Source organism: Nitrospirota bacterium (assembly GCA_040755395.1).
Lineage (GTDB): Bacteria > Nitrospirota > Nitrospiria > Nitrospirales > Nitrospiraceae > DATLZU01.
The window spans coordinates 128616-148659 of record JBFMAX010000010.1; the positions used below are offsets into that span (position 1 = coordinate 128616).

Below are 20044 nucleotides of genomic sequence, written 5' to 3' on the forward strand. Positions count from 1 at the left end.
CCTCATGCTCCCCATGCTGTTGCCAGCTTACATTTGTTGACAGTCCCTCTTCATCGTCTTTCAGATCCGCTCCACGAGAGGTACGGGTGTTCGACACGACGCCCTACTTCACACACCACAGGCCTTTATCTTGCTTCAAAAACTGATCGATGATGGCTACAGACGAGTCTTAGAAGAAGCGCTTGCGCTGGTTGGCGGACGGAATATGCTCTTCCGCTCGGTATTTCGCCACGGTCCGGCGTGCGATGATGATGTTTTGGTTCCGCAACCGGGCCGCAATCTCCTCATCCTTCAAGGGGCGGGTCGGATCTTCCTCCGCCACCATTTTTCGAATCATCTCACGGACGGTGACGGAAGACAACATATCGGTCGGCTGGTCGGCCCGCTGGAGGCCGGCGTTGAAAAAGAACTTCAGCTCCAACATGCCTTGTGGGCAATACATATATTTGTTGGCTGTCACGCGACTAATCGTCGATTCGTGCATGCCGATGTCCTCGGCCACTTGCTTCAACACCAGCGGCTTCAGATACTGGACCCCGTGCTCGAAAAACCGTTGCTGAAACTTGACGATGCTGGAAACGACCTTCACGATCGTCTTGTTACGCTGCTCAATGCTGCGGATGACCCACTGCGCGGCGCGCAATTTCTCGTCCAGATACGCCTTGGTCTCCGGAGAGTGCCCGCCGGCCATCAATTGCTTGTAATAGGGACTGATCCTCATGCGAGGAAGTCCGTCGTCGTTGAGCAGGACCACCCACTCACCCTCGTTCTTGACCACGAAGACGTCGGGTACAATCGCATAGTTCTGGGTGTTCGCGAAGGGTCGTCCGGGCTTCGGTTCCAGGCCTTCGATAATTTTCGTCGCTCGGCACACTTCCTCAACCGAGACATTGAGCCCTTTCGCGATGCGCCCGTATTGTTTCTTCTCTAAGTCCTTCAGATGATGCTGAATGATCGCCTCGACCACCGATCCTCTCAACGCGCCGGGTCTTGCTCCGATCGACCCGATCGGGCTGCGACCGAGATAGCCCAATTGAAGCAGAAGACATTCCGACAAGTCGCGGGCGCCGACACCGCTGGGATCGAACGTCTGGATCACCTTCAACACCGATTCCGCTTCCTCGACGGAAAAACCGGTGCCTTCTACGACTTCGGCCAGCGGGACCCGCAGATAGCCGTCGTCGTCGATATTCCCGACGATCACCCGCCCGATGGCCTTTTCGCGGTCGGACAGACCGCAGAGTGAAAGTTGCCACAGCAGATGATCTTCCAGCGAAGTCGCCTTGGCGACCGTCTGATCATAGGACGGAAACTCATCCTGAACCGAGGAGGGATATTCCGTATCGCCGGCACGGCGATCGCTGTCGAAGTAATCCTCCCATCCCGCCGCCGAGAGATCCTCGGGACTCTCGGCTTCCCCCGAGGAACCCTCGTCATCGGTACCGCTTCGGCTTGGCGATTGCGGATAGTCGGTTCCGTCCACGGCGGCTTCGTCGGACCCGGCCTGGTCGCTTTCTTCGGACTCGGCGGGCACCTCTTCCAGCAAAGGATTTTCCATCAGGTGCTGGGCTAAACTCTGCTGAAGCTCCAGTCGGGAAAGCTGCAGCAGCTTGATCGCCTGCTGCAACTGGGGGGTCATGATGAGCTTCTGGCTGAGCCGAAGATCAAGCCGCAGTTTCATGTCGCTATCCTCGCGCCATCTCCCGTCAGAGCCGGAACCGCTCGCCCAAGTAGACCGCGCGCGCCGTCGTGCTGTTCACGATGACCTCTGGAGATCCGGCTTCCAGGATCTGCCCCTCATTGATGATGTAGGCCCGATCCGTAATCGACAACGTTTCCTGCACATTATGGTCGGTGATCAAGATCCCGATGTGTTTCTGTTTCAGGCGCGTGATGATCTGCTGGATATCCGCGACGGCGATCGGATCGATACCCGCGAACGGTTCGTCGAGCAGCAAGAAGAGCGGTTGCGTCGCCAAAGCCCTGGTAATCTCCAGCCGGCGCCGCTCTCCTCCCGAAAGAGAGTAGGCTTTACTTGTTCGAAGATGGGTTAGTTCCAGCTCGCCCAGCAGCGCGTCCACACGCTGTTCGCGTTCAGACGCTCCAAGGTCCATCATTTCCAGAATCGCCAAGATGTTTTCTTCGACCGTGAGGCGGCGAAAGACCGATGATTCCTGTGGGAGATATCCGATCCCCTTCCGCGCCCGCTTATACATCGGAAGGTCCGTGATCGCCTCGCCGTTCAAGTGAATATCGCCGGAGTCCGGCTGACAAAGCCCCACCATCATGTCGAAAATGGTGGTCTTGCCGGCTCCGTTCGGTCCAAGCAAGCCGACCACCTCGCCGGCCCGAACCTCCAACGAGACTCCTTTCACGACGGTTCTCCCTTTAAAGCTTTTCACCAGCCCGGTCGCCGACAGAAGCTCGCCCGCCTCGCGAGGAGTCACTGCAGGCTCAGCCTTGGAGTTGGTCAACGCACAGGCATCCAGCACTATTGCTCTCCCGTTTCGCCTTCGATCGTCACGTGAGAACCGCCTTCGACGACGCTTCGATCCTCGGCCAGAAACATCGTGATCCGTTTTCCGCTGACTCGCGTTCCTTTCTGCCAGGCTACCGGGTCTCCGGTCAACACAATCTTTTCCTCGTCCTGATAATAGACCGCTTTTTGGCAGGTAGCTCTGCCCCCATCTTTTTCGATCTTGACCCGCCCGGTTGCCTCGATCATGCTGACCGAGCGGTTCGACACGGAAGGTATGGCCTCGCGCTTCTGACCGGACGGTTCCGCTCGCGCTTCTTCGGATTTCTCTTTTCCATCCGTCTCGGCTGGTCGAAACGACACGACCATACGATCAGAATGAACCACGAGAGAACCTTTGATCAGCACCACGGCGCCTTCGAAAATGGCCTTGCTGTCCTGGTTGCGGACGGTCATTTTCTGCGCTGTGATCGTCGTGCTGGCGTTTGAAGAATACGCCGCTTTCGCCTCGCGGAGCTCAGACGAATACGCGCGTCCCGCCGGCCATAATCCAAGCACGCTAATCAGCGTGATGAATATCCACCTGGACATCTTCGAGAACCTGAAATTCTTCAGACTGCACCTTCCCGATAAGCCCACGACCGTTCACATGCAACCCGTGGCCGGTGATCGTTACGGGCTCAGTCGTGCTGATTTCGCCCCGTTCTTCATTCCACGCCAGATGATTGGTATAGATCGTGTACCCGCTTTCAGTGCGCACGGCGATCGGATCAGTTCTATTGGAGAGCACGAAATTTTTCTTCACGGTGTCGAGGGTGCCTTCGTCCCCTTCCAAGCTGAATTCACGCCCCTTGTCTCCGTAAAGAGTGATGTGGACTCGATCCAAAACGGCTCGGTTTTCACCCTCGAACAGGCGAGCCTTTTGGGCGCGCACCTCCCACTGTACAGCACCGTCTTTCGTTTGCATAAAGGTGAACCGTTGGATGCTCGCGTCGGCCCGTTCAAAGTCGGTCGCCGGGGTAAGTCTAGATGAGGGAATCGATTCAGCGCGGGTAAACAAGAGGTAGACGAGAAACGAGGCGAATATGGCGCTTATGGCAAGTAAGGACCCGCGAACCCAACGCTGCCACATCTCCCGTAACTCCACTTCTCACATGGCGCATTAACGAAAACTCACATTGGCACGATAATAGCATGGCAGGCGGTGCAAGTAAACGCATCCACCGTAAGCTCGCCGAGAACCATACTCACGATCCAGTAGAAGAGAAACGCAGGTGAGACGAACCGCAGGGATGCAGCTTCAAAAACCCAAACCTTGCTCAGGCAGAAGGACTGTCAGACATCTCCGGTGAGGATTGTGTGGATGTCCCCCTCCCTTTCTTCTGATCGGAGTCGACCGCTCTGGAGACCAACTCGATCGCGACCATCTCGGCCGCGTCGCCGACGCGCCGACGCGTCTTAATGATGCGCGTGTAACCGCCGGGACGATCCCGAAACCGCGACGCGACATCGTCGAACAATTTCGAGACCACCTCTTTGCTTCTGAGAAAGCCGAGGGCACGCCGTCTGGCGGGCAGCGTTCCTTCCTTCCCCAGCGTGATCATCCGCTCAGCGAAGCCTCGCACCTCCTTGGCCTTGGCCTCCGTGGTTTCGATCCGTTCCTGATCAAGCAGCGCCGTCACCAGACTCCGAAATAGAGCCCACCGATGCTTGGTCTTCCGGCCGAGTTGCCTCCCCTTTTTCCTGTGTCGCACGGCAAGTCCTCTTGTTTATGAATCGGATTTGGGATTCCCGTCACCGGACGGCAGCGTATCCAACTTGGTGCCCAGACTCAAACCCATTTCCGCCAGGATTTCCTTGATCTCGTTGAGCGACTTCTTGCCGAAGTTCTTGGTCTTGAGCATCTCCACCTCGGTCTTCTGGACGAGATCGGCGATGGTCTTGATGTTCGCATTTTTGAGACAATTGGCGGCACGGACCGACAGTTCCAATTCGTTGACGCTCCGGAACAGGTTCCTGTTGATCTCACGGGTCCGTTCATCCCTGACGGCTTCCGGCTCGGCTTCCGCCCTTTCCTCCGGATTGATAAAGATATCCAGATGGTCGCGCAGAATACTCGCGGCAGTGGAGAGCGCGTTCCCCGGCGTGATCGTGCCGTCCGTCCAAATCTCCAACGTCAACTTGTCATAGTCGGTCACCCGGCCGACCCGGGCGTTCTCCACGTGGAAATTCACCCGCTTGATGGGCGAGAAGATGGAGTCCACCGCGATGACGCCGATGGGCAGGCCTTCCTCCTTATTACGCTCCGCCGGCACGTAGCCTCGCCCGTGCTTGACGACCATTTCCATATCGAGCGTGGCATCTTTGTCCAGCGTGGCGATGTGCAGATCCGGAGTGAGGATGGTGACGTCGGCGTCGTGAACAATATCCGAGCCCTTCGCTTCCCCAGGTCCCTTCTTTTTGAGACGAATCGTTTTGGGCTTGTCGGAATGCAGCGCCAGCCGGAGACTTTTCACATTGAGAATGATGGAGGTGACGTCCTCCGTCACGCCAGGGATCGTCGAAAATTCGTGCAAGACTCCCTCGATCCTGACAGTGGTTACAGCAGCACCGGTCAACGACGACAGCAGCACCCGTCGGAGCGAATTGCCGATGGTCGTCCCGAATCCTCTCTCGAAGGCCTCCGCCGTGAATCTGCCGAACGTCGGGGAGAGAGTTTCTTTGTCGACTTCGACCCGCATCGGGATCTGAAAGTCCTTCATCGCCTTGATCATGATTCCCCCTTCACCTCAATACGACCAGAAAGCCGGTCGGCCAGGAGTCCGTTGCATACTCCCGCACGGAACGTCGCATCTCCTACCTGGAATACAACTCCACGACCATCTGTTCATTGACGGGAAGTCCGATATTCTCCCTGGTCGGCAATGCTCGGACCGTTCCTTTGAAGGCGGTCCGGTCCAGTTCCAGCCACTCGGGGACACCGCGCCCGTCAACAGCGTCCAAGGCAGCCAGGACGGGCACGAGGTTCCGGCTCTTCTGTCGGACCTCGACAACGTCGCCGACTTTGACCAACGCGCCCGGTATGTTTGTCCTCCGCCCGTTCAGGAGGACATGGCCGTGATTCACCAATTGCCTCGCTTCTTTTCTCGAGGAGCCAAAACCCAGGCGATACACAACGTTGTCGAGCCGACACTCAAGCAGGCGAAGCAAAGCCTCGCCGGTGATCCCTGTCTGCCGCTCGGCCCGTTCGAAGAGCCCTCGGAATTGCCGCTCCTGCAGACCATAGATCCGTCTCAACTTCTGCTTTTCCCTTAACTGGAGGCTGTAGTCGGAAATGCGCGGGCGACCCTGCCCATGCTGGCCAGGCGGATAACTCCGGCGCTCGATCGCGCATTTCTCCGTCATACAGCGAGAACCCTTGAGAAAAAGCTTTTCTCCTTCACGCCGACACAGCCGACAGACTGGACCGCGATACTTCGCCATCGTTTTCCCTCGTTAATCGTTATTCGTTAAACGCTCAAGTGAAGGATCCGTTTCTTCACGATTAACGTTTAACGGGTAACGTTGCACGCTCCTCACACTCGTCGACGCTTCGGCGGGCGACAACCGTTATGCGGAATCGGCGTCACGTCGCGGATCAGATTGATGCGCAGACCGGCGGCCTGGAGCGAACGGATCGCCGACTCCCGTCCGGCGCCCGGTCCGTTCACGTACACATCGACTTGTCGCATGCCGTATTCCATGGCCTTCCTGGCCGCAGCCTCTCCCGCTCGCTGCGCGGCGAACGGCGTACTCTTCCGCGAACCTTTGAATCCTTGATTGCCGGCGCTCGCCCACACCACCGTATTTCCGCTCATATCGGTGATGGTCACGATGGTGTTGTTGAACGAGGCCTGCACGTGGGCCACGCCGCTCTGGACGATTTTGCGTTCCTTCTTCCTGCCTTTCTTCACGCTCATGGGATGTCCTATTCGCGATCAGGATTGTGTCTCACCCACCGCTCGGCGCTCCCGCCGGCTTGCGCGCCTTTCCGATAGACGCCCGACGCCCCTTTCGGGTTCTCGCATTGGTTCTCGTCCGCTGTCCCCGCACCGGCAACCCTTTACGATGACGCAACCCCCGGTACGTCCCCGTGTCGATTAGCCGTTTGATGTTCATCGACACTTCCTTCCGGAGGTCCCCCTCGACCTGATAGTCCCGTTCGATGATTTCCCGAAGCTTGATGATCTTGTCCTCGCTGAGATCTTTGACCCGAATCGAGCCGTCCACTCCGGCCTTTTTCAAAATCTGCCGGGCCGAAGACCGACCGATTCCATAGATATAGGTCAGTCCGACATCGATCCGCTTCTCTCGCGGCAAATCGACTCCAGCTATCCGAGCCATCTTCTTCCTCCGTCATCCGGGGCACCCGTTGCATTCCCGGAGCAACGGGTGCCGGTCATCCGTGATCAGTTATGATGTGGCCAAGAGACTGTCTTGCTCCCACGCATCACGGATAACGGTTCACGCACCACGTCCCCTAACCTTGCCGCTGTTTGTGTCGCGGGTTCTCGCACAAGACCCGGACCACGCCCCGACGGCGAACCACCTTGCATTTCGAGCAGATCGGCTTGACGGACGACTTCACTTTCATGGTGTTTCATCAGCTCCTTGTTCCAGAAGCCGAGCCCCTTCATCAAAGCAACCGCCGAGTCGGCGCTTCACTTGAATCGATACGTGATTCTTCCTCTCGTCAAGTCGTAGGGTGATAATTCGACGGTCACTTTGTCACCCGGTAGAATGCGAATGAAGTGCATGCGCATCTTGCCGGAAATATGGGCCAGGATTTTATGACCGTTATCGAGCTGGACCCGGAACATGGCGTTCGGCAATGTCTCCGCCACCGTTCCCTGTACTTCAATGACGCCTTCTTTGGGCACGAAGACAAATCCTTCCTTTTACGCCTACAACTTCGTCAGGATTCGAGCTGGGCCGCTGGGCTGAACCGCGATCGTGTGCTCGAAGTGCGCGGACAGGCTCCCGTCTTTGGTCACCGCCGTCCACTGGTCTTCCAGGATCCGCACCGCGCTCCCACCCATGTTCACCATCGGTTCGATGGCCAGAACCATTCCGTATTGAAGCCGAGGGCCTTGGCCTGGCTTCCCATAATTCGGCACCTGCGGCTCTTCATGCAGTTGGCGCCCGATGCCGTGTCCCACAAAATCGGTTACGACGGAGTACCCCGCAGCCTCGACGTGTCGCTGAATCGCATGAGAGATATCTGACAGCCGATTGCCGACGACTGCCTGTTCAATGCCGAGGTACAGCGCCTCTTCGGTCACCTTGATGAGCCTCGCCGCCTCCGGAGAGACGGTTCCGACGGCGAGCGTCATCGCGGCGTCGCCGTAGAACCCCCCAACGATGGCCCCCAAGTCGAGCCCGACAATGTCGCCTTCTTTCAACGGGCGTTTGGACGGAATGCCGTGCACGACCTGTTCATTCACGGATGCGCAAAGCGTCTTGGGATAGTTCCGGTAACCCTTAAAAGCCGGCCGGCCGCCCCGCGCTACGATGAACTCTTCCGCAAACCGGTCGAGCTGTTCGGTCGTGACCCCGGGGCGGACCTCCTTTTTCAGTGCTTCCAGGGTTTCAGCGACCAACTTCGACGCCTGCGCCATCACCTCGATCTCTTCAGGCGTCTTCAAGATAATCATGTCACCCCGAGCCCTGCGAGCAGCGCCGTCAACCGTTCATGAACCGACTCCACCGAACCCGATCCATCCAGATTCGACAAGAGCCGCTTCTGATCATAATACGCGATAAGCGGCGCCGTTTGCTCTTCATACACCTGCAGCCGGGCTTCGATCGTTTCCCTCCGGTCGTCGCTTCGCTGGATCAACTGCTCGCCGCATCGATCGCACACTCCGGGCTTTTTCGAAGGGGCGAAATCCACATGGAACACGGCCTGACACTGAGGACAACTCCGACGACCGCTCAAACGCTTCACGATCTCTTCGCGCGGCACCTCAAAATTGATCACGCGGTCGATTCGAGTTCCGCTGGCGTCAAGGATCCTAGCCAACTCTTCCGCTTGAGGCACCGTCCTGGGAAAGCCGTCCAGAAGGAATCCGTTCGCACAGCCCGGTTCCGCCAGCTTCTCGCGCACCATCCCGATCACGACCGCATCGGGAACCAGCTTGCCTTCGTCCATCGCGCTCTTTGCGGCGAGTCCCAGCGGCGTCTTGTTCTTGACCGCTTCCCGAAGCAGGTCCCCGGTCGAGATCTTCGGCCGATGGAACCGGGCCGCCACGCGATCTGCCTGCGTCCCTTTGCCCACTCCCGGAGCGCCGAGAAAGACCAGCCGCATGGCGCGCGTTCACCCGCTCCGCCCTCTGAGGCGCCCTTTGGCCAGGAATCCCTCATAGTTGCGCATGAGCATGTGGGACTCGATCTGTTGCGCGGTATCCAGTCCTACCCCGATCACAATGAGCAGCGATGTGCCGCCGAAGTAGAACGGCACGTTCAGCTTATAAATAAGGAATTCGGGAATCACGCAGACCGTCGCCAAATAGATCGATCCCGCGAACGTGATACGGGTCAGCACCTTGTAGATATAGTCCGAGGTCCGCTGTCCGGGCCGAATTCCGGGAATAAACCCACCGTACTTCTTCATGTTGTCGGCCATATCGACCGGATTCAACACAACGGCCGTGTAGAAAAAACAAAAGAAAATGATCAAGCCGACATACAGAACCGTGTAGAGCAGCGAACCTGGAGCAAGCTGCGCCCCCAATGATTTGATCCACGGCGTTTCGAAAAACCCGGCGATCGTCGCTGGAAAGGCAATGATTGACGACGCGAAGATCGGCGGAATCACCCCGGCCGTGTTGATTTTGAGCGGAATATGCGTGCTTTGTCCCCCGTAGACCCGTCGCCCGATCACCCGCTTGGCGTATTGCACCGGGATCTTTCGGCGCCCGCTTTCCAAAAACACGATGGCCGCGACGACGGCCAGCATGATGACCGCCAAGGCGACCAGCAATATGAAGCTCAACTGACCGACCTTGTACAGATCGAACGTCTGCGCCACCGCGCTGGGGAGGCGCGCGACGATACCTGCGAAAATGATGAGCGAGATGCCGTTCCCGATCCCCCGCTCGGTGATCTGCTCGCCCAGCCACATCAGGAACCCGGTCCCGGCCGTAAGAGTGATCACCGTCATCAGCCGGAACGGCCAGCCGGGATTCAACACAAACGCGCCCTGGTTCATCCCTTCCAGGCCGATCGCGATCCCGAACCCCTGAATCATGGCGATTCCGACCGTGCCGAATCTGGTGTACTGAATGATCTTCTTTCGTCCCCGTTCGCCTTCCTTGGCCAGCTTGGACAAATGGGGAATCACCACCGTCAGGAGCTGGAGGATGATCGACGCGCTGATGTAAGGCATGATACCCAACGCGAAGATCGTCAACCGGGACAACGCCCCTCCTGAAAAAATATCCAAGAATCCCAGTAGCGAACCGCCTTTTTCGACGAGGAACTTCGCCAGCTCATCGTTGTTGATGCCCGGCGTGGGGATATGCGCGCCGACTCGGTAGACGATGAGCATCCCGAGCGTGAAGAGGATCCGGGTGCGCAGTTCGGGAATCTTGAAGATATTCTGAAAACTGGTCAGGAGTCGCTCAAACACTGCGGATAACCTCAGCTCTCCCCCCAGCCGCTTGAATCTTTGCCTCCGCTGATTTGCTGAACCTGTGGGCCTGCACGACCATGGGACGACCGACTTCGCCGAGGCCGAGAATCTTGACCGGCAGATGTTTGCGTTTGATCAGCCCGGCGCGGGTCAGCACTTCCGGAGTGATGGGATCGACCGCACCGAGACCGGCCAGCGATTTTAAGTTCACGACGGCATATTCCTGTCGGAATGGATTCGTAAACCCGTACTTGGGCAATCGGCGAACCAACGGCATCTGCCCGCCTTCGAATCCGGGACGTTTGCCTCCGCCGGATCGCGCCAATAATCCCTTGTGTCCCTTGGTCGCGGTCTTTCCGTGACCCGAGCCCGGACCACGGCCGATCCGCTTCCGACGCTTTTTCGCTCCGCGAGGCGGAGCCAGTTCATGCAGCTTCATTGTGGACGCACATCCAGTAAATAACCGACCTTCTGAATCATCCCTCGCACCTGCGGCGTGTTAGGATGCTGAACGGACTGACGCAATCTGCGAAGCCCAAGCCCCCGCAGCACCAAACGGTGGCGCTGAGGCGTGCCGATCGGGCTCCGTTTCAACGTGATCGTCAATCCTCGGCTGGAGGACCCGACTTGCTTCGAGGAACTCATGCCACACTCGCCTTCTGATCAAGGTCGGAAGACGGAGCACGGCGAAGGCGTAGAACCTGCTCCGGATCCCGGAGCTGCTGCAGACCGTTGAGCGTCGCGCGGACGGTGTTGAAAGGATTCCCGCGGCCGAGCGTCTTGGCGATGATATTGTGGGCGCCGACGAGTTCCACCACCGCCCGAACGGCCCCTCCCGCGATGATGCCGGTGCCTTCAGCGGCAGGCTTGAGCAACACGTGCTCTCCGCCGAACAAGCCGTGGACCTCGTGCGGAATGGTCCCATCCTTCAACGGCACCTGCACGAGATGTTTCTTGGCCTGCTCGACGGCCTTCGAAATCGCAACGGGCACTTCGGCGGCCTTGCCTTTCCCGACGCCGACCCAGCCCTGACCGTCCCCGACCACCACGAGCGCACAGAAATTGAAACGTTTGCCGCCTTTGACCACCTTGGCCACACGGTTGATGAACACCACCTTGTCTTTGAGGCTGAGATCTTCAGGATTGACCCGCACGAAAGCCGTTCCCTCCCTTGCAAACGTTAAAACTTCAACCCGCCTTCTCTCGACGCTTCCGCCAAGGCCTTGATTCGACCGTGATAGAGCCGGCCGCCCCGGTCGAAGACGACCGCGTGGACTTTCGCCGCCTTGGCCCGCTCGGCCAACAGCTTACCGACGGCCTTTGCCGCCGCGGTCGTTCCGCCCGACTTCAACGACGTTCTCAGGGCCGGATCGAGGCTCGACGCGGAGACGATCGTGTGACCTTTGAGATCGTCGATGATTTGGGCGTAGATGTGCGACCTGCTCCGAAAGACGTTCAGCCGAGGACGCTCCTGGGTGCCGAACACCCGCTTGCGCACGCGCTGCTTGCGGCGCTCGAGCTGTCGCTTCTTGTCGATCATGCCAGCCTCTACTTCCCGGTCTTGCCTTCCTTCTTGCGCAGCACTTCGCCGGCGTATCGAATGCCCTTTTGCTTGTAGACATCGGGAGGCTTGATCGCGCGAATGTTTGCCGCGATCTGACCGACCTTGCGCTTATCCGTTCCTCGAACCGTGATGAGCGTCTGCTTGTCGACCTTCACCTCGATTCCAGGAGGAATGGGAAACGTGACAGGGTTGACATAGCCGACGTTAAACATCACCGTCTGCCCCTGAACCTGCGCCTTGTAGCCGACACCGGTGATCTCCAACGACCGCTCATAACCCTTGGTCACCCCGACAATCATGTTGTTCAATTCAGCCCGGACCAACCCATGAAGCGCGCGGACTTTCCGATCATCGCTCGTACGGCCGACCAATACCTGCCCGTCGGCAACCGACACGCCGATGCCCGGAGTCACAGGCCACTCCAATTTCCCCAACGGCCCCTTCACCGACACCACTCCGTCGTCGACCTTGACCTCGACGCCCGAAGGAACCGGGATCGGCTTTCGTCCTATCCGTGACATATCAGACCTGGACAGCTTCCGCCTGGAGAGTTACCACACAGAGCACAGGACTTCTCCGCCAATGCCAGTCCGCCGGGATTGCTGATCGGTCATCAACCCTTTGGACGTCGAAATGATGGACAAGCCGATCCCGTTCCGAACCTTGGGAATCCCCTGCTTTCCGACATAGACTCGCCTGCCGGGCTTGCTGATCCGCTTCATGCCGGTGATCATCGGCTGGTCTTCCCCGAGATACCGCAACTGCACGCGCAAGGCCGGATGGCCATCCACCGTCTCCTCCTCGAAACCACGAATGAAGCCTTCAGCCTGCAGGATCTTCAGAATTTCGCGCTTTAACCTCGACGCCGGGACGGACACCGTCTCATGACGACGTCGCGCGCCGTTCTGAATTCTGATCAAGAGATCCGCGATGGGATCGGTCACCATATCATTGCACTCCACGGACGCGACTGCGGAATTCCGAATGCCGGATGCTGGGTTTCCGATCCGGCGAATTCATAATTCCACATTCATAATTCCTAATTTTCATTTGACCGCCGGGCCGTCTACCAACTGGCCTTCCGTACGCCTGGGATTTCTCCGCGCAGGCTTCGAAAGCGGAAGCAGATCCTGCACATCTGAAAACGACGCAGAAATCCTCTCACCCGTCCGCAAAGCGGGCATCGGTTGTACGCTCTGGCGGCAAACTTTGGTTTTGCCGCCGCCTTCAACTTCAACGCCTTTCGAGCCACCTTCGACTCCGTGGTTATGGTTGAGCGAAAACCTCGCGGGTGGCTATTGCCCTCTCGCCGCCGGCCTATGCTCTGAACGGCATCCCGAGGTGACGCAGCAACGCCTTGCCCTCGTCGTTGGTTCGAGCCGTCGTCACGATCGTGATGTCCATGCCGTGGATGGACATCACGTCATCGTATTTGATCTCGGGGAAAATCAACTGTTCCTTCAGCCCCAACGTGTAGTTCCCGCGCCCGTCGAACGATTTCGGGGACACCCCGCGAAAATCCCTGATGCGAGGCAACGCAAGACTCACAAGGCGGTCGAAAAACTCGTACATGCGCCGGCTCCGCAAGGTCACCTTCGCGCCGATGGGCATCCCCTGGCGGAGTTTGAACCCCGCGATCGCCTTTTTGGCCCGCGTGACGACAGGCTTCTGCCCGGAGATCACCGCCAACTCGCTTACGGCGCTCTCCAGCAGCTTGACATTTTGAATTGCCTCTCCCATGCCGACGTTCAAGACGATCCGCTCCAACCGCGGCACCTGCATCGGATTCTCGTAGCCGAATTCCTTCATCAAGGCAGGCACCACCTGGTTGCGATAGACCTCCCGAAGCCGCGGCTCAAACTTCGACTCGCTCTCCGACTCGCCGGCGGGCGTGACGACCGGAGCGGCTTCCTTTTTCCCCGGAGCCTTGCGAGCCGGCGTCTTTCCGCCGCGGCCTTTTTCCACCTTTGCCATTCCGTCTTTCCCTCAAAATCTTACTCGACCAACTCTTTCGACTTCTTGCTGAACCTGGCACGGCGCCCGTCTTCCAGCACTCTCACGCCCAGCCTCGCCGGCTTTTGGGTCACGGGACACAGATACATCACGTTGGAGATGGCCATCGGGGCTTCCTTCTCGATGATCCCCCCCTGCCTCACCTTCTGATTGGGCTTGGTGTGCCGCTTGATGATGTTCAGCTTTTCGACGACGACTTTGCCCGCAACCGGGTCGACGGACAGGACCTTCCCGGTCTTGCCCCGTTCTCGCCCGGCGATGACCATCACGAGGTCGCCTTTGCGGATTCTGGATTTGTTCATGGCATGCACAGTCGTTCCTACCGATCTTCCTACAGCACTTCAGGCGCGAGCGAAATGATCTTCATGAACTTTTTCCACCGCAGTTCCCGCGCGACCGGGCCGAAAATGCGCGTGCCGATCGGTTCGCCCTGAGCGTTGATCAACACGCAGGCGTTGCGATCAAACTTGATGTAGGATCCGTCTTCCCGGCGGACTTCTTTGGTGGTTCGCACAATGACGGCGCGGCTGACGTCGCCCTTCTTCACGCTGGCCTGCGGAATGGCCTCTTTCACCGTGACCACCACGACATCGCCGAGCGAACCGTACCGCCGCTTGGAACCGCCGAGCACGTGGAAGCACATGACCTGCTTGGCGCCAGAGTTGTCCGCCACGTCCATGTAGGTGTAATTCTGAACCATAATGATTTGATGATTTCGTGATTTTTATGACCGACTTAATTCGCCCAATCACCAGACCAACACATCATACTCGTTTGGTGACGCTCACTTCGCCAGATCGCCAATTCACCAATTCTGACTTTCTACCCTTCCGGTTGTCCCTTTTCCATGACCTGCACGACCCTGAAGTGCTTGTGCCGGCTGATGGGCCTGGTCTCGATCAGTTTGACGCGATCACCGATCTTGCACATATTGTTTTCATCGTGAGCCTTGAGCTTGCTCACGCGACGAATCACTTTTTTGTAGACGGGATGAATCACGGAACGTTCGACCGCTACGACAACGGTCTTCTGCATTTTGCTGCTGATGACGTTTCCAAACCACTCACGGCGTTTCTTGGTGCGCTCTGCCATGATCGCTTATCCTTTAGCCCGAGCCGATGCTCCGGTCTGCTCCGCGGCCAATTCGCGCAGCACGGTCTTGACTCGGGCGATCTCCCGCCTGGTTTTCCGAACCTGCATGGGATTCTCGATGCGCCCTGTGCCGAGTTGGAACCGCAGATTGAAGAGCTCCTGCTTGAGTTGCTTTTCCTTCTCCACCAACTCGGCAGCCGTCAACTGCCTGAGCTCCTTCATTTCCATGATCGATCGTGCTCCGTTGCGGCTAGAACTGCCCGCGCGTCACAAACTTGGTCGCGACGGGCAGCTTGTGCGCAGCCAATCGCAGGGCTTCCTGCGCGACTTCCGGCGTCACGCCGTCCATTTCGTACAGGATGCGGCCGGGCTTCACAACAGCCACCCAAAACTCGGGATTGCCCTTGCCCTTCCCCATTCGGGTTTCAGCCGGTTTTTTCGTGATCGGCTTGTCCGGGAAAATTCTGGTCCACACTTGGCCGCCGCGCTTCACATGCCTCGTGATGGCGATGCGCGCGGCCTCGATTTGCCGACTCGTAATCCACCCGGGCTCGAGCGCTTTGAGGCCGAACTCTCCAAGGGTGATCTGCCCTCCGCGGTAAGCCTTTCCCCGCATCCGGCCTTTCTGCATCTTTCTGAACTTAACCTTCTTCGGTGCTAGCACACAGTCCTCTCAACGTTGACCGATCCCCCGCCGACCCGAGGTTGAGCGGGCGACTCGCACAGATCACACGAGACGTCGCTCGATTCCACTGCTTCCCTTTTGCTGAGAGGGAAGCAGTTCGCCCTTGTAGATCCAGGTCTTCACACCTATCTGCCCCATCGTGGTATGGGCTTCCGCAAACCCGTAATCGATTTCCGCCCGCAACGTGTGGAGAGGAACCCGCCCCTCTCGATACCACTCCGTCCGTGCGATTTCCGCTCCGCCCAACCGGCCAGCGACCATAATTTTGATCCCCTGAGCCCCGAGGCGAAGGGCGGACTGAACGCTCCGCTTCATCGCCCGACGGAACGCCACTCGCTTTTCCAATTGCATCGCGATGTTTTCGCTGACAAGCTGCGCGTCCAATTCAGGCTTCTTGATTTCTTTGACCGTGATGTAGACCTGTCCTCCGTATTGTTTTTCCAAGGCGGCTTTGAGCTTATCGATCTCCGCACCTTTTCGACCGATAATGATCCCCGGTCTGGCCGTGTGAATGATGACCCGCGTCTGATCCCCCGACCGCTCGATTTCCACCTTCGACACGCCGGCATGGTAGAGCTTTTCCTTGACCATTCGGCGGATCTTGATGTCCTGGTGGAGAAGTTTGGCGAACTCTTTTCCCGCAAACCAACGGGAACTCCAGGTGTAGTTGTACCCCAGCCGATACCCTACCGGGTGTGTTTTCTGTCCCATACGGTTTGTATGTCCCTCGCGTGTCGATTGAAATGCCGTCGCGTCGTCGCCAGCTATTTCGCCCGGCCAGCCACAGGTGCGGCGACCACAATGGTGATGTGGCTCGTCCGTTTATGCACCGCATTGGCTCGCCCCATAGAACGGGCCCTGAACCTTTTATAGATAGGCCCCCCGTCGACATAAGCCCTGGAGACCCACATCGCCTCGCTGTCGCCCAGTTCCTTCTGCTCCGCATTCGCGACAGCCGACCGCAGGACCTTTTCCACCACCCTCGCCGCGGCGCGCGGAGTATGCTTCAGGAGCGCGAGCGCCATCGGAACTTGCTGTCCGCGGATCAAGTCGACAACCACCCGCGCCTTGCGGGGCGGAACCCGCGTAAATCTCAGAACTGCCTTCGCCTCTGCCACATCCACCTCGTTAAATGTCAAACGGTAATCGTCACCCGCCAGAGACCAGCTTGTCCAGGTCTCGCGTTTACCGTTTCGCGCTTTACGTTTAACGTCTCATTTCAGCGGAACAGCCTTCTCGGTCTTCGCCGCTCCATGTCCCTTAAAGAACCGGGTCGGAGCAAACTCCCCCAACTTGTGGCCGACCATGTTCTCCGTCACGAACACCGGAATGAACTTCTTGCCGTTATGCACGGCGAACGTGTGGCCGATCATGTCCGGGATCACCGTTGAACGCCGCGACCACGTCTTAATAATCTTGCGCTCCCTGGTCTGGTTCATCTGCTCTACCTTCTTGAGCAGATGGGCGTCCACGAAGGCCCCCTTGCTTACCGATCTGGGCATCGCGTTCTCCTACAACGGATTACTTGCGCCGGGCGATGATGAATTTGTCCGTCGCCTTCCTTCGACGAGTCTTATACCCCTTCGTCGGCAACCCCCAAGGGGACACCGGATGGGGATTGCCTTGACCGGATTTTCCCTCTCCGCCCCCGTGGGGATGGTCGACGGGATTCATGACCACGCCGCGGACGTGAGGCCGGCGGCCTTTCCATCGTGATCGACCCGCCTTCCCGACCGCCACGTTTTCATGATCGAGATTGCCCACCTGCCCGACCGTCGCCATGCAAGTCGCGAGAATCCGTCTCATCTCTCCCGACTTCAACCTGACCTGGACGTAATCGCCGTCACGACCCATCACCTGGGCGAACCCGCCGGCGCTCCGGATCAACTGCCCGCCCTTGCCGGGCTTGAGCTCGATATTGTGGATCGTCGTTCCCAGGGGCATAGCGCCCAACGGAAGCGCATTGCCAGGCCGGACTTCCGCCGAGGGTCCGGACTGGACCGTATCGTTCACACTGAGACCGACCGGCGCGAGAATGTACCGCTTCTCTCCGTCGGCGTAGTGAAGCAACGCGATCCGGGCCGAACGATTGGGGTCGTACTCGATCGCCGCGACCCTGGCCAGGACTCCCAACTTATCGCGCTTGAAGTCGATCACGCGGTAGAGGCGCTTGTGCCCCCCGCCCCGGAAACGCACGGTCATGTGCCCGTCGGCGTTTCGTCCTCCGGTGCGGAGATGAAACACGGTGAGCGCCTTTTCCGGTCGCTTCCTGGTCACCTCCTCGTCCGACAACGCCGTCATCCCTCGCCGCCCCGGCGACGTCGGTCTATATGCTTTCAGTGCCATGTCTGCGCCTGCCTCGTCCCAAGCGGCTCGATTACGCGCTTTCGTAGAGCTCCAATTTTTCGCCTTCCTTCAACTTCACGAACGCCTTCTTCCAGTCGGGGCGCTTCCCGACGAACCGACCCAATCGCTTGGTTTTTCCGCGGACATTCAACACATTGACCCGCTCAACCTTGACCTTCAGCAACGACTCCACCGCTTGCTTGATCTGAACCCGATTGGCGTCGCGCCGGACCAGAAACCCCACGGTATTTTCCCGTTCACGCATCGCGGTGATTTTTTCCGTCAATAACGGTTGCAGCAGGATATCATGGAGCGCCGCTTTCATGACCAGGCCTCCTTCACTCGAGCCAGTTCGCGCTCCGGAATCAGAATGGCGTCATAGCGCAGAACGTCGTATACGTTCAGCGCTTCGGGCCGAACGAGCTTCACGTCGCGCAGATTCCGCGCCGCCCTGGCAAGATCATGGCGGCTCTCTCCGGCCACAATGAGCGTTTTCGGTGGCAACCCCAGCCCGGCCAAGACCTTGGCGAGCAGTTTCGTCTTCGGTTCCGCGATTGCAAGATCGGACACCACCGTCACGCCGCCGCCCGCGAGTTTCGCCGACAGCGCGCTTTGGAGCGCGGCGCGGTATTTTCTCTTCGGCATCGCCATCACGTAGCTGCGAGGCCTGGGACCGAACACCGTCCCGCCGTGCCTCCACAGCGGAGAACGGATCGACCCGGCGCGAGCCCGCCCCGTGTGCTTTTGCTTCCAGGGCTTTTTCCCGGATCCGCTCACTTCGCCTCGCCGCAGCGTCGACGCCGTACCCTGACGCTCGCACGCGAGCTGCATGACCACCGCTTCGTGCACCAAGGCGCTTTGCGCCTTGCAGCCGAAGACCTCATTGGGCAGATCGACGGTGCCGATTATCCTCTTGCTGAGATCCACCACGTTAACGGTCGGCATAACCTACCCCTTCTTGGACTTCCGCACGATGACCAGACCGTTGTCCGCACCGGGCACCGCCCCCCGCACAAGCAGCAGATTCTCCTCGGGGCGCGCCTCAACGACTTTCAACCGTTGAACGGTGACCCGCTCGGACCCCATATGTCCTGGCAGCGTTTTGTTTTTCCAGACCCGAGAAGGGAACGCGCTGCTCCCGATCGATCCGGGAGCCCGATGGAACATCGACCCGTGCGACTCCGGTCCCCCTCCATAGTGATGCCGCTTGACGACTCCCTGGAAGCCCTTTCCCTTGGAGACTCCCTCGACATCGACCCAGTCGCCTTTCTTGAACAGGTCCGCCTTGATTGTCTGGCCGACGGTCACGTCCCCGAGTTTTTTGAATTCGCGCAGCCATCGACTCGGCGGAGCCTGATGCGTCTTCAGATGACCGAGCTCAGCCTTGGACAGCTTCCGCTCCTTGACTTCACCGAACGCCACCTGTATGGCCTCATACCCGTCGCGCTCGCGCGTCTTGACCGCGACAACTCGACAGGGCCCCGCCTCGATGACGGTCACCGGCGTCAAGACACTGCCATCATAGATCTGAGTCATCCCCAGCTTCTTGCCGATCAATCCGTTTGTCATGAACACCCGCTCTCAGCGCTCAGCTTTCAGCCAACAGCCCAGCCGCTCCCCCGTCCGGCTGACGACTGAGAGCTGAGAACTGACTGCTTACAGTTTTATTTCTACATCCACCCCGGCGGCCAGATTCAACTTCATCAGCGAATCCATCGTCTCGGGAGTAGGTTCCATAATATCCAGCAGCCGCTTGTGCGTTCTGATTTCAAACTGCTCACGAGACTTCTTATCGACATGCGTCGACCGTTGCACCGTAAAGCGCTCGATTCTGGTCGGTAAAGGAATCGGGCCGACAACCTTGGCCCCGCTCCTCTTGACCGTCTCGACGATCTCGGCCACAGACTGGTCGAGCACCCGATAATCAAAACCTCTGAGCCTGATTCTGATCCGCTGATCAACCTTGACCACGCTCAAACTCCCAAGCCAGCGACTAGCAGCGCGCGCACCGCACCGGCGCGATCCCGCCGCTCACCCCCGCTATCAGCTACCCCTTATTCCCTTTCTCTCATTACGCCAGGATTTCGGTGACGATGCCCGAGCCGACGGTCTTGCCGCCCTCCCGGATCGCAAACCGCAGCCCCTGATCCATCGCAATCGGCGAAATCAGCTCCGCCGTGATGCTCACATTGTCCC

36 protein-coding genes are annotated in these 20044 nt (G+C 58.6%); all 36 read right to left on the reverse strand.

From position 1 onward, the window contains the following. Positions 1 to 169: 169 nt before the first annotated feature. Positions 170 to 1681 (reverse strand): RNA polymerase factor sigma-54, encoded by a 1512-nt coding sequence (gene rpoN / locus AB1555_14485; protein ID MEW6247902.1) that lies wholly within the window; start codon positions 1679 to 1681, stop codon positions 170 to 172. Between the two features lie 25 nt (positions 1682 to 1706). Continuing rightward, on the reverse strand, positions 1707 to 2447 hold the full coding sequence (gene lptB / locus AB1555_14490) for an LPS export ABC transporter ATP-binding protein (GenBank protein MEW6247903.1): 741 nt from the start codon (positions 2445 to 2447) through the stop codon (positions 1707 to 1709). A 44-nt stretch (positions 2448 to 2491) separates the two neighbouring features. Beyond that, positions 2492 to 3067: an LptA/OstA family protein gene (locus AB1555_14495; GenBank protein ID MEW6247904.1), complete on the reverse strand. Its 576-nt coding sequence runs from the start codon at positions 3065 to 3067 to the stop codon at positions 2492 to 2494. Further along, a complete protein-coding gene (gene lptC, locus AB1555_14500) occupies positions 3036 to 3608 on the reverse strand; it encodes an LPS export ABC transporter periplasmic protein LptC (protein ID MEW6247905.1) in 573 nt (190 codons plus the stop codon). Before lptC ends, AB1555_14495 begins: the two co-directional genes overlap by 32 nt. A gap of 187 nt (positions 3609 to 3795) precedes the next feature. After that, positions 3796 to 4230 (reverse strand): 50S ribosomal protein L17, encoded by a 435-nt coding sequence (gene rplQ / locus AB1555_14505; GenBank protein MEW6247906.1) that lies wholly within the window; start codon positions 4228 to 4230, stop codon positions 3796 to 3798. Positions 4231 to 4245: 15 nt separating this feature from the next. Then, on the reverse strand, positions 4246 to 5250 hold the full coding sequence (locus AB1555_14510) for a DNA-directed RNA polymerase subunit alpha (GenBank protein ID MEW6247907.1): 1005 nt from the start codon (positions 5248 to 5250) through the stop codon (positions 4246 to 4248). Between the two features lie 82 nt (positions 5251 to 5332). After that, complete coding sequence (gene rpsD / locus AB1555_14515) at positions 5333 to 5959, reverse strand: 30S ribosomal protein S4 (protein MEW6247908.1); 627 nt, start codon at positions 5957 to 5959, stop codon at positions 5333 to 5335. Positions 5960 to 6051: 92 nt separating this feature from the next. Then, positions 6052 to 6435 (reverse strand): 30S ribosomal protein S11, encoded by a 384-nt coding sequence (gene rpsK / locus AB1555_14520; GenBank protein ID MEW6247909.1) that lies wholly within the window; start codon positions 6433 to 6435, stop codon positions 6052 to 6054. A 31-nt stretch (positions 6436 to 6466) separates the two neighbouring features. Then, entirely contained in the window at positions 6467 to 6859 is a 393-nt protein-coding gene (rpsM, locus tag AB1555_14525) for a 30S ribosomal protein S13 (GenBank protein ID MEW6247910.1), read from the reverse strand. Between the two features lie 136 nt (positions 6860 to 6995). Continuing rightward, positions 6996 to 7109 (reverse strand): 50S ribosomal protein L36, encoded by a 114-nt coding sequence (gene rpmJ / locus AB1555_14530; GenBank protein MEW6247911.1) that lies wholly within the window; start codon positions 7107 to 7109, stop codon positions 6996 to 6998. A gap of 67 nt (positions 7110 to 7176) precedes the next feature. After that, positions 7177 to 7395 carry a translation initiation factor IF-1 gene (gene infA, locus AB1555_14535; protein ID MEW6247912.1) on the reverse strand — a complete coding sequence of 73 codons (219 nt, stop codon included), beginning with the start codon at positions 7393 to 7395 and terminating at the stop codon, positions 7177 to 7179. 24 nt (positions 7396 to 7419) lie between these two features. Next, positions 7420 to 8169, reverse strand: a complete 750-nt coding sequence (gene map, locus AB1555_14540; GenBank protein ID MEW6247913.1) for a type I methionyl aminopeptidase — start codon at positions 8167 to 8169, stop codon at positions 7420 to 7422. After that, positions 8166 to 8822 carry an adenylate kinase gene (locus AB1555_14545; protein ID MEW6247914.1) on the reverse strand — a complete coding sequence of 219 codons (657 nt, stop codon included), beginning with the start codon at positions 8820 to 8822 and terminating at the stop codon, positions 8166 to 8168. The genes map and AB1555_14545 overlap by 4 nt, the downstream gene beginning before the upstream one ends. A 9-nt stretch (positions 8823 to 8831) precedes the next feature. Beyond that, positions 8832 to 10145 carry a preprotein translocase subunit SecY gene (secY, locus tag AB1555_14550; protein MEW6247915.1) on the reverse strand — a complete coding sequence of 438 codons (1314 nt, stop codon included), beginning with the start codon at positions 10143 to 10145 and terminating at the stop codon, positions 8832 to 8834. Continuing rightward, on the reverse strand, positions 10138 to 10587 hold the full coding sequence (rplO, locus tag AB1555_14555) for a 50S ribosomal protein L15 (protein ID MEW6247916.1): 450 nt from the start codon (positions 10585 to 10587) through the stop codon (positions 10138 to 10140). The genes secY and rplO overlap by 8 nt, the downstream gene beginning before the upstream one ends. Beyond that, the gene (gene rpmD / locus AB1555_14560; protein MEW6247917.1) at positions 10584 to 10793 is read right to left on the reverse strand and encodes a 50S ribosomal protein L30; all 210 of its coding nucleotides are present in this window, start codon (positions 10791 to 10793) and stop codon (positions 10584 to 10586) included. The genes rplO and rpmD overlap by 4 nt, the downstream gene beginning before the upstream one ends. Continuing rightward, a complete protein-coding gene (gene rpsE / locus AB1555_14565; GenBank protein MEW6247918.1) occupies positions 10790 to 11302 on the reverse strand; it encodes a 30S ribosomal protein S5 in 513 nt (170 codons plus the stop codon). The genes rpmD and rpsE overlap by 4 nt, the downstream gene beginning before the upstream one ends. A 26-nt stretch (positions 11303 to 11328) precedes the next feature. Next, positions 11329 to 11688 (reverse strand): 50S ribosomal protein L18, encoded by a 360-nt coding sequence (gene rplR, locus AB1555_14570; protein ID MEW6247919.1) that lies wholly within the window; start codon positions 11686 to 11688, stop codon positions 11329 to 11331. 8 nt (positions 11689 to 11696) lie between these two features. Further along, positions 11697 to 12233, reverse strand: coding sequence for a 50S ribosomal protein L6 (gene rplF, locus AB1555_14575; GenBank protein MEW6247920.1), 537 nt, complete (start codon positions 12231 to 12233; stop codon positions 11697 to 11699). A gap of 30 nt (positions 12234 to 12263) precedes the next feature. Continuing rightward, positions 12264 to 12659, reverse strand: coding sequence for a 30S ribosomal protein S8 (gene rpsH / locus AB1555_14580; protein MEW6247921.1), 396 nt, complete (start codon positions 12657 to 12659; stop codon positions 12264 to 12266). Positions 12660 to 12778: 119 nt separating this feature from the next. Continuing rightward, a complete protein-coding gene (locus tag AB1555_14585; protein MEW6247922.1) occupies positions 12779 to 12964 on the reverse strand; it encodes a type Z 30S ribosomal protein S14 in 186 nt (61 codons plus the stop codon). 65 nt (positions 12965 to 13029) lie between these two features. Next, positions 13030 to 13686, reverse strand: a complete 657-nt coding sequence (rplE, locus tag AB1555_14590; GenBank protein ID MEW6247923.1) for a 50S ribosomal protein L5 — start codon at positions 13684 to 13686, stop codon at positions 13030 to 13032. Positions 13687 to 13706: 20 nt separating this feature from the next. Then, positions 13707 to 14027: a 50S ribosomal protein L24 gene (rplX, locus tag AB1555_14595; GenBank protein MEW6247924.1), complete on the reverse strand. Its 321-nt coding sequence runs from the start codon at positions 14025 to 14027 to the stop codon at positions 13707 to 13709. A gap of 29 nt (positions 14028 to 14056) precedes the next feature. Beyond that, on the reverse strand, positions 14057 to 14425 hold the full coding sequence (gene rplN, locus AB1555_14600; GenBank protein MEW6247925.1) for a 50S ribosomal protein L14: 369 nt from the start codon (positions 14423 to 14425) through the stop codon (positions 14057 to 14059). Between the two features lie 122 nt (positions 14426 to 14547). Next, the gene (rpsQ, locus tag AB1555_14605) at positions 14548 to 14817 is read right to left on the reverse strand and encodes a 30S ribosomal protein S17 (GenBank protein MEW6247926.1); all 270 of its coding nucleotides are present in this window, start codon (positions 14815 to 14817) and stop codon (positions 14548 to 14550) included. 6 nt (positions 14818 to 14823) lie between these two features. Beyond that, positions 14824 to 15045, reverse strand: a complete 222-nt coding sequence (rpmC, locus tag AB1555_14610) for a 50S ribosomal protein L29 (protein MEW6247927.1) — start codon at positions 15043 to 15045, stop codon at positions 14824 to 14826. 22 nt (positions 15046 to 15067) lie between these two features. Then, positions 15068 to 15481, reverse strand: a complete 414-nt coding sequence (gene rplP, locus AB1555_14615) for a 50S ribosomal protein L16 (protein MEW6247928.1) — start codon at positions 15479 to 15481, stop codon at positions 15068 to 15070. A gap of 63 nt (positions 15482 to 15544) precedes the next feature. Then, positions 15545 to 16213, reverse strand: coding sequence for a 30S ribosomal protein S3 (rpsC, locus tag AB1555_14620; protein MEW6247929.1), 669 nt, complete (start codon positions 16211 to 16213; stop codon positions 15545 to 15547). Between the two features lie 53 nt (positions 16214 to 16266). Next, entirely contained in the window at positions 16267 to 16620 is a 354-nt protein-coding gene (gene rplV, locus AB1555_14625; GenBank protein ID MEW6247930.1) for a 50S ribosomal protein L22, read from the reverse strand. Positions 16621 to 16716: 96 nt separating this feature from the next. Next, the gene (gene rpsS / locus AB1555_14630) at positions 16717 to 17004 is read right to left on the reverse strand and encodes a 30S ribosomal protein S19 (GenBank protein MEW6247931.1); all 288 of its coding nucleotides are present in this window, start codon (positions 17002 to 17004) and stop codon (positions 16717 to 16719) included. Between the two features lie 19 nt (positions 17005 to 17023). Then, positions 17024 to 17848 (reverse strand): 50S ribosomal protein L2, encoded by an 825-nt coding sequence (gene rplB, locus AB1555_14635; GenBank protein ID MEW6247932.1) that lies wholly within the window; start codon positions 17846 to 17848, stop codon positions 17024 to 17026. A 31-nt stretch (positions 17849 to 17879) separates the two neighbouring features. Next, positions 17880 to 18173 (reverse strand): 50S ribosomal protein L23, encoded by a 294-nt coding sequence (locus AB1555_14640; GenBank protein ID MEW6247933.1) that lies wholly within the window; start codon positions 18171 to 18173, stop codon positions 17880 to 17882. Further along, complete coding sequence (gene rplD / locus AB1555_14645; protein ID MEW6247934.1) at positions 18170 to 18793, reverse strand: 50S ribosomal protein L4; 624 nt, start codon at positions 18791 to 18793, stop codon at positions 18170 to 18172. The genes AB1555_14640 and rplD overlap by 4 nt, the downstream gene beginning before the upstream one ends. 3 nt (positions 18794 to 18796) lie before the next feature. Continuing rightward, positions 18797 to 19417 (reverse strand): 50S ribosomal protein L3, encoded by a 621-nt coding sequence (gene rplC, locus AB1555_14650; GenBank protein ID MEW6247935.1) that lies wholly within the window; start codon positions 19415 to 19417, stop codon positions 18797 to 18799. Between the two features lie 87 nt (positions 19418 to 19504). Next, positions 19505 to 19819, reverse strand: coding sequence for a 30S ribosomal protein S10 (rpsJ, locus tag AB1555_14655; GenBank protein MEW6247936.1), 315 nt, complete (start codon positions 19817 to 19819; stop codon positions 19505 to 19507). Between the two features lie 100 nt (positions 19820 to 19919). Then, the coding region (gene tuf, locus AB1555_14660; protein MEW6247937.1) for an elongation factor Tu at positions 19920 to 20044 on the reverse strand (125 nt) is incomplete at its 5' end.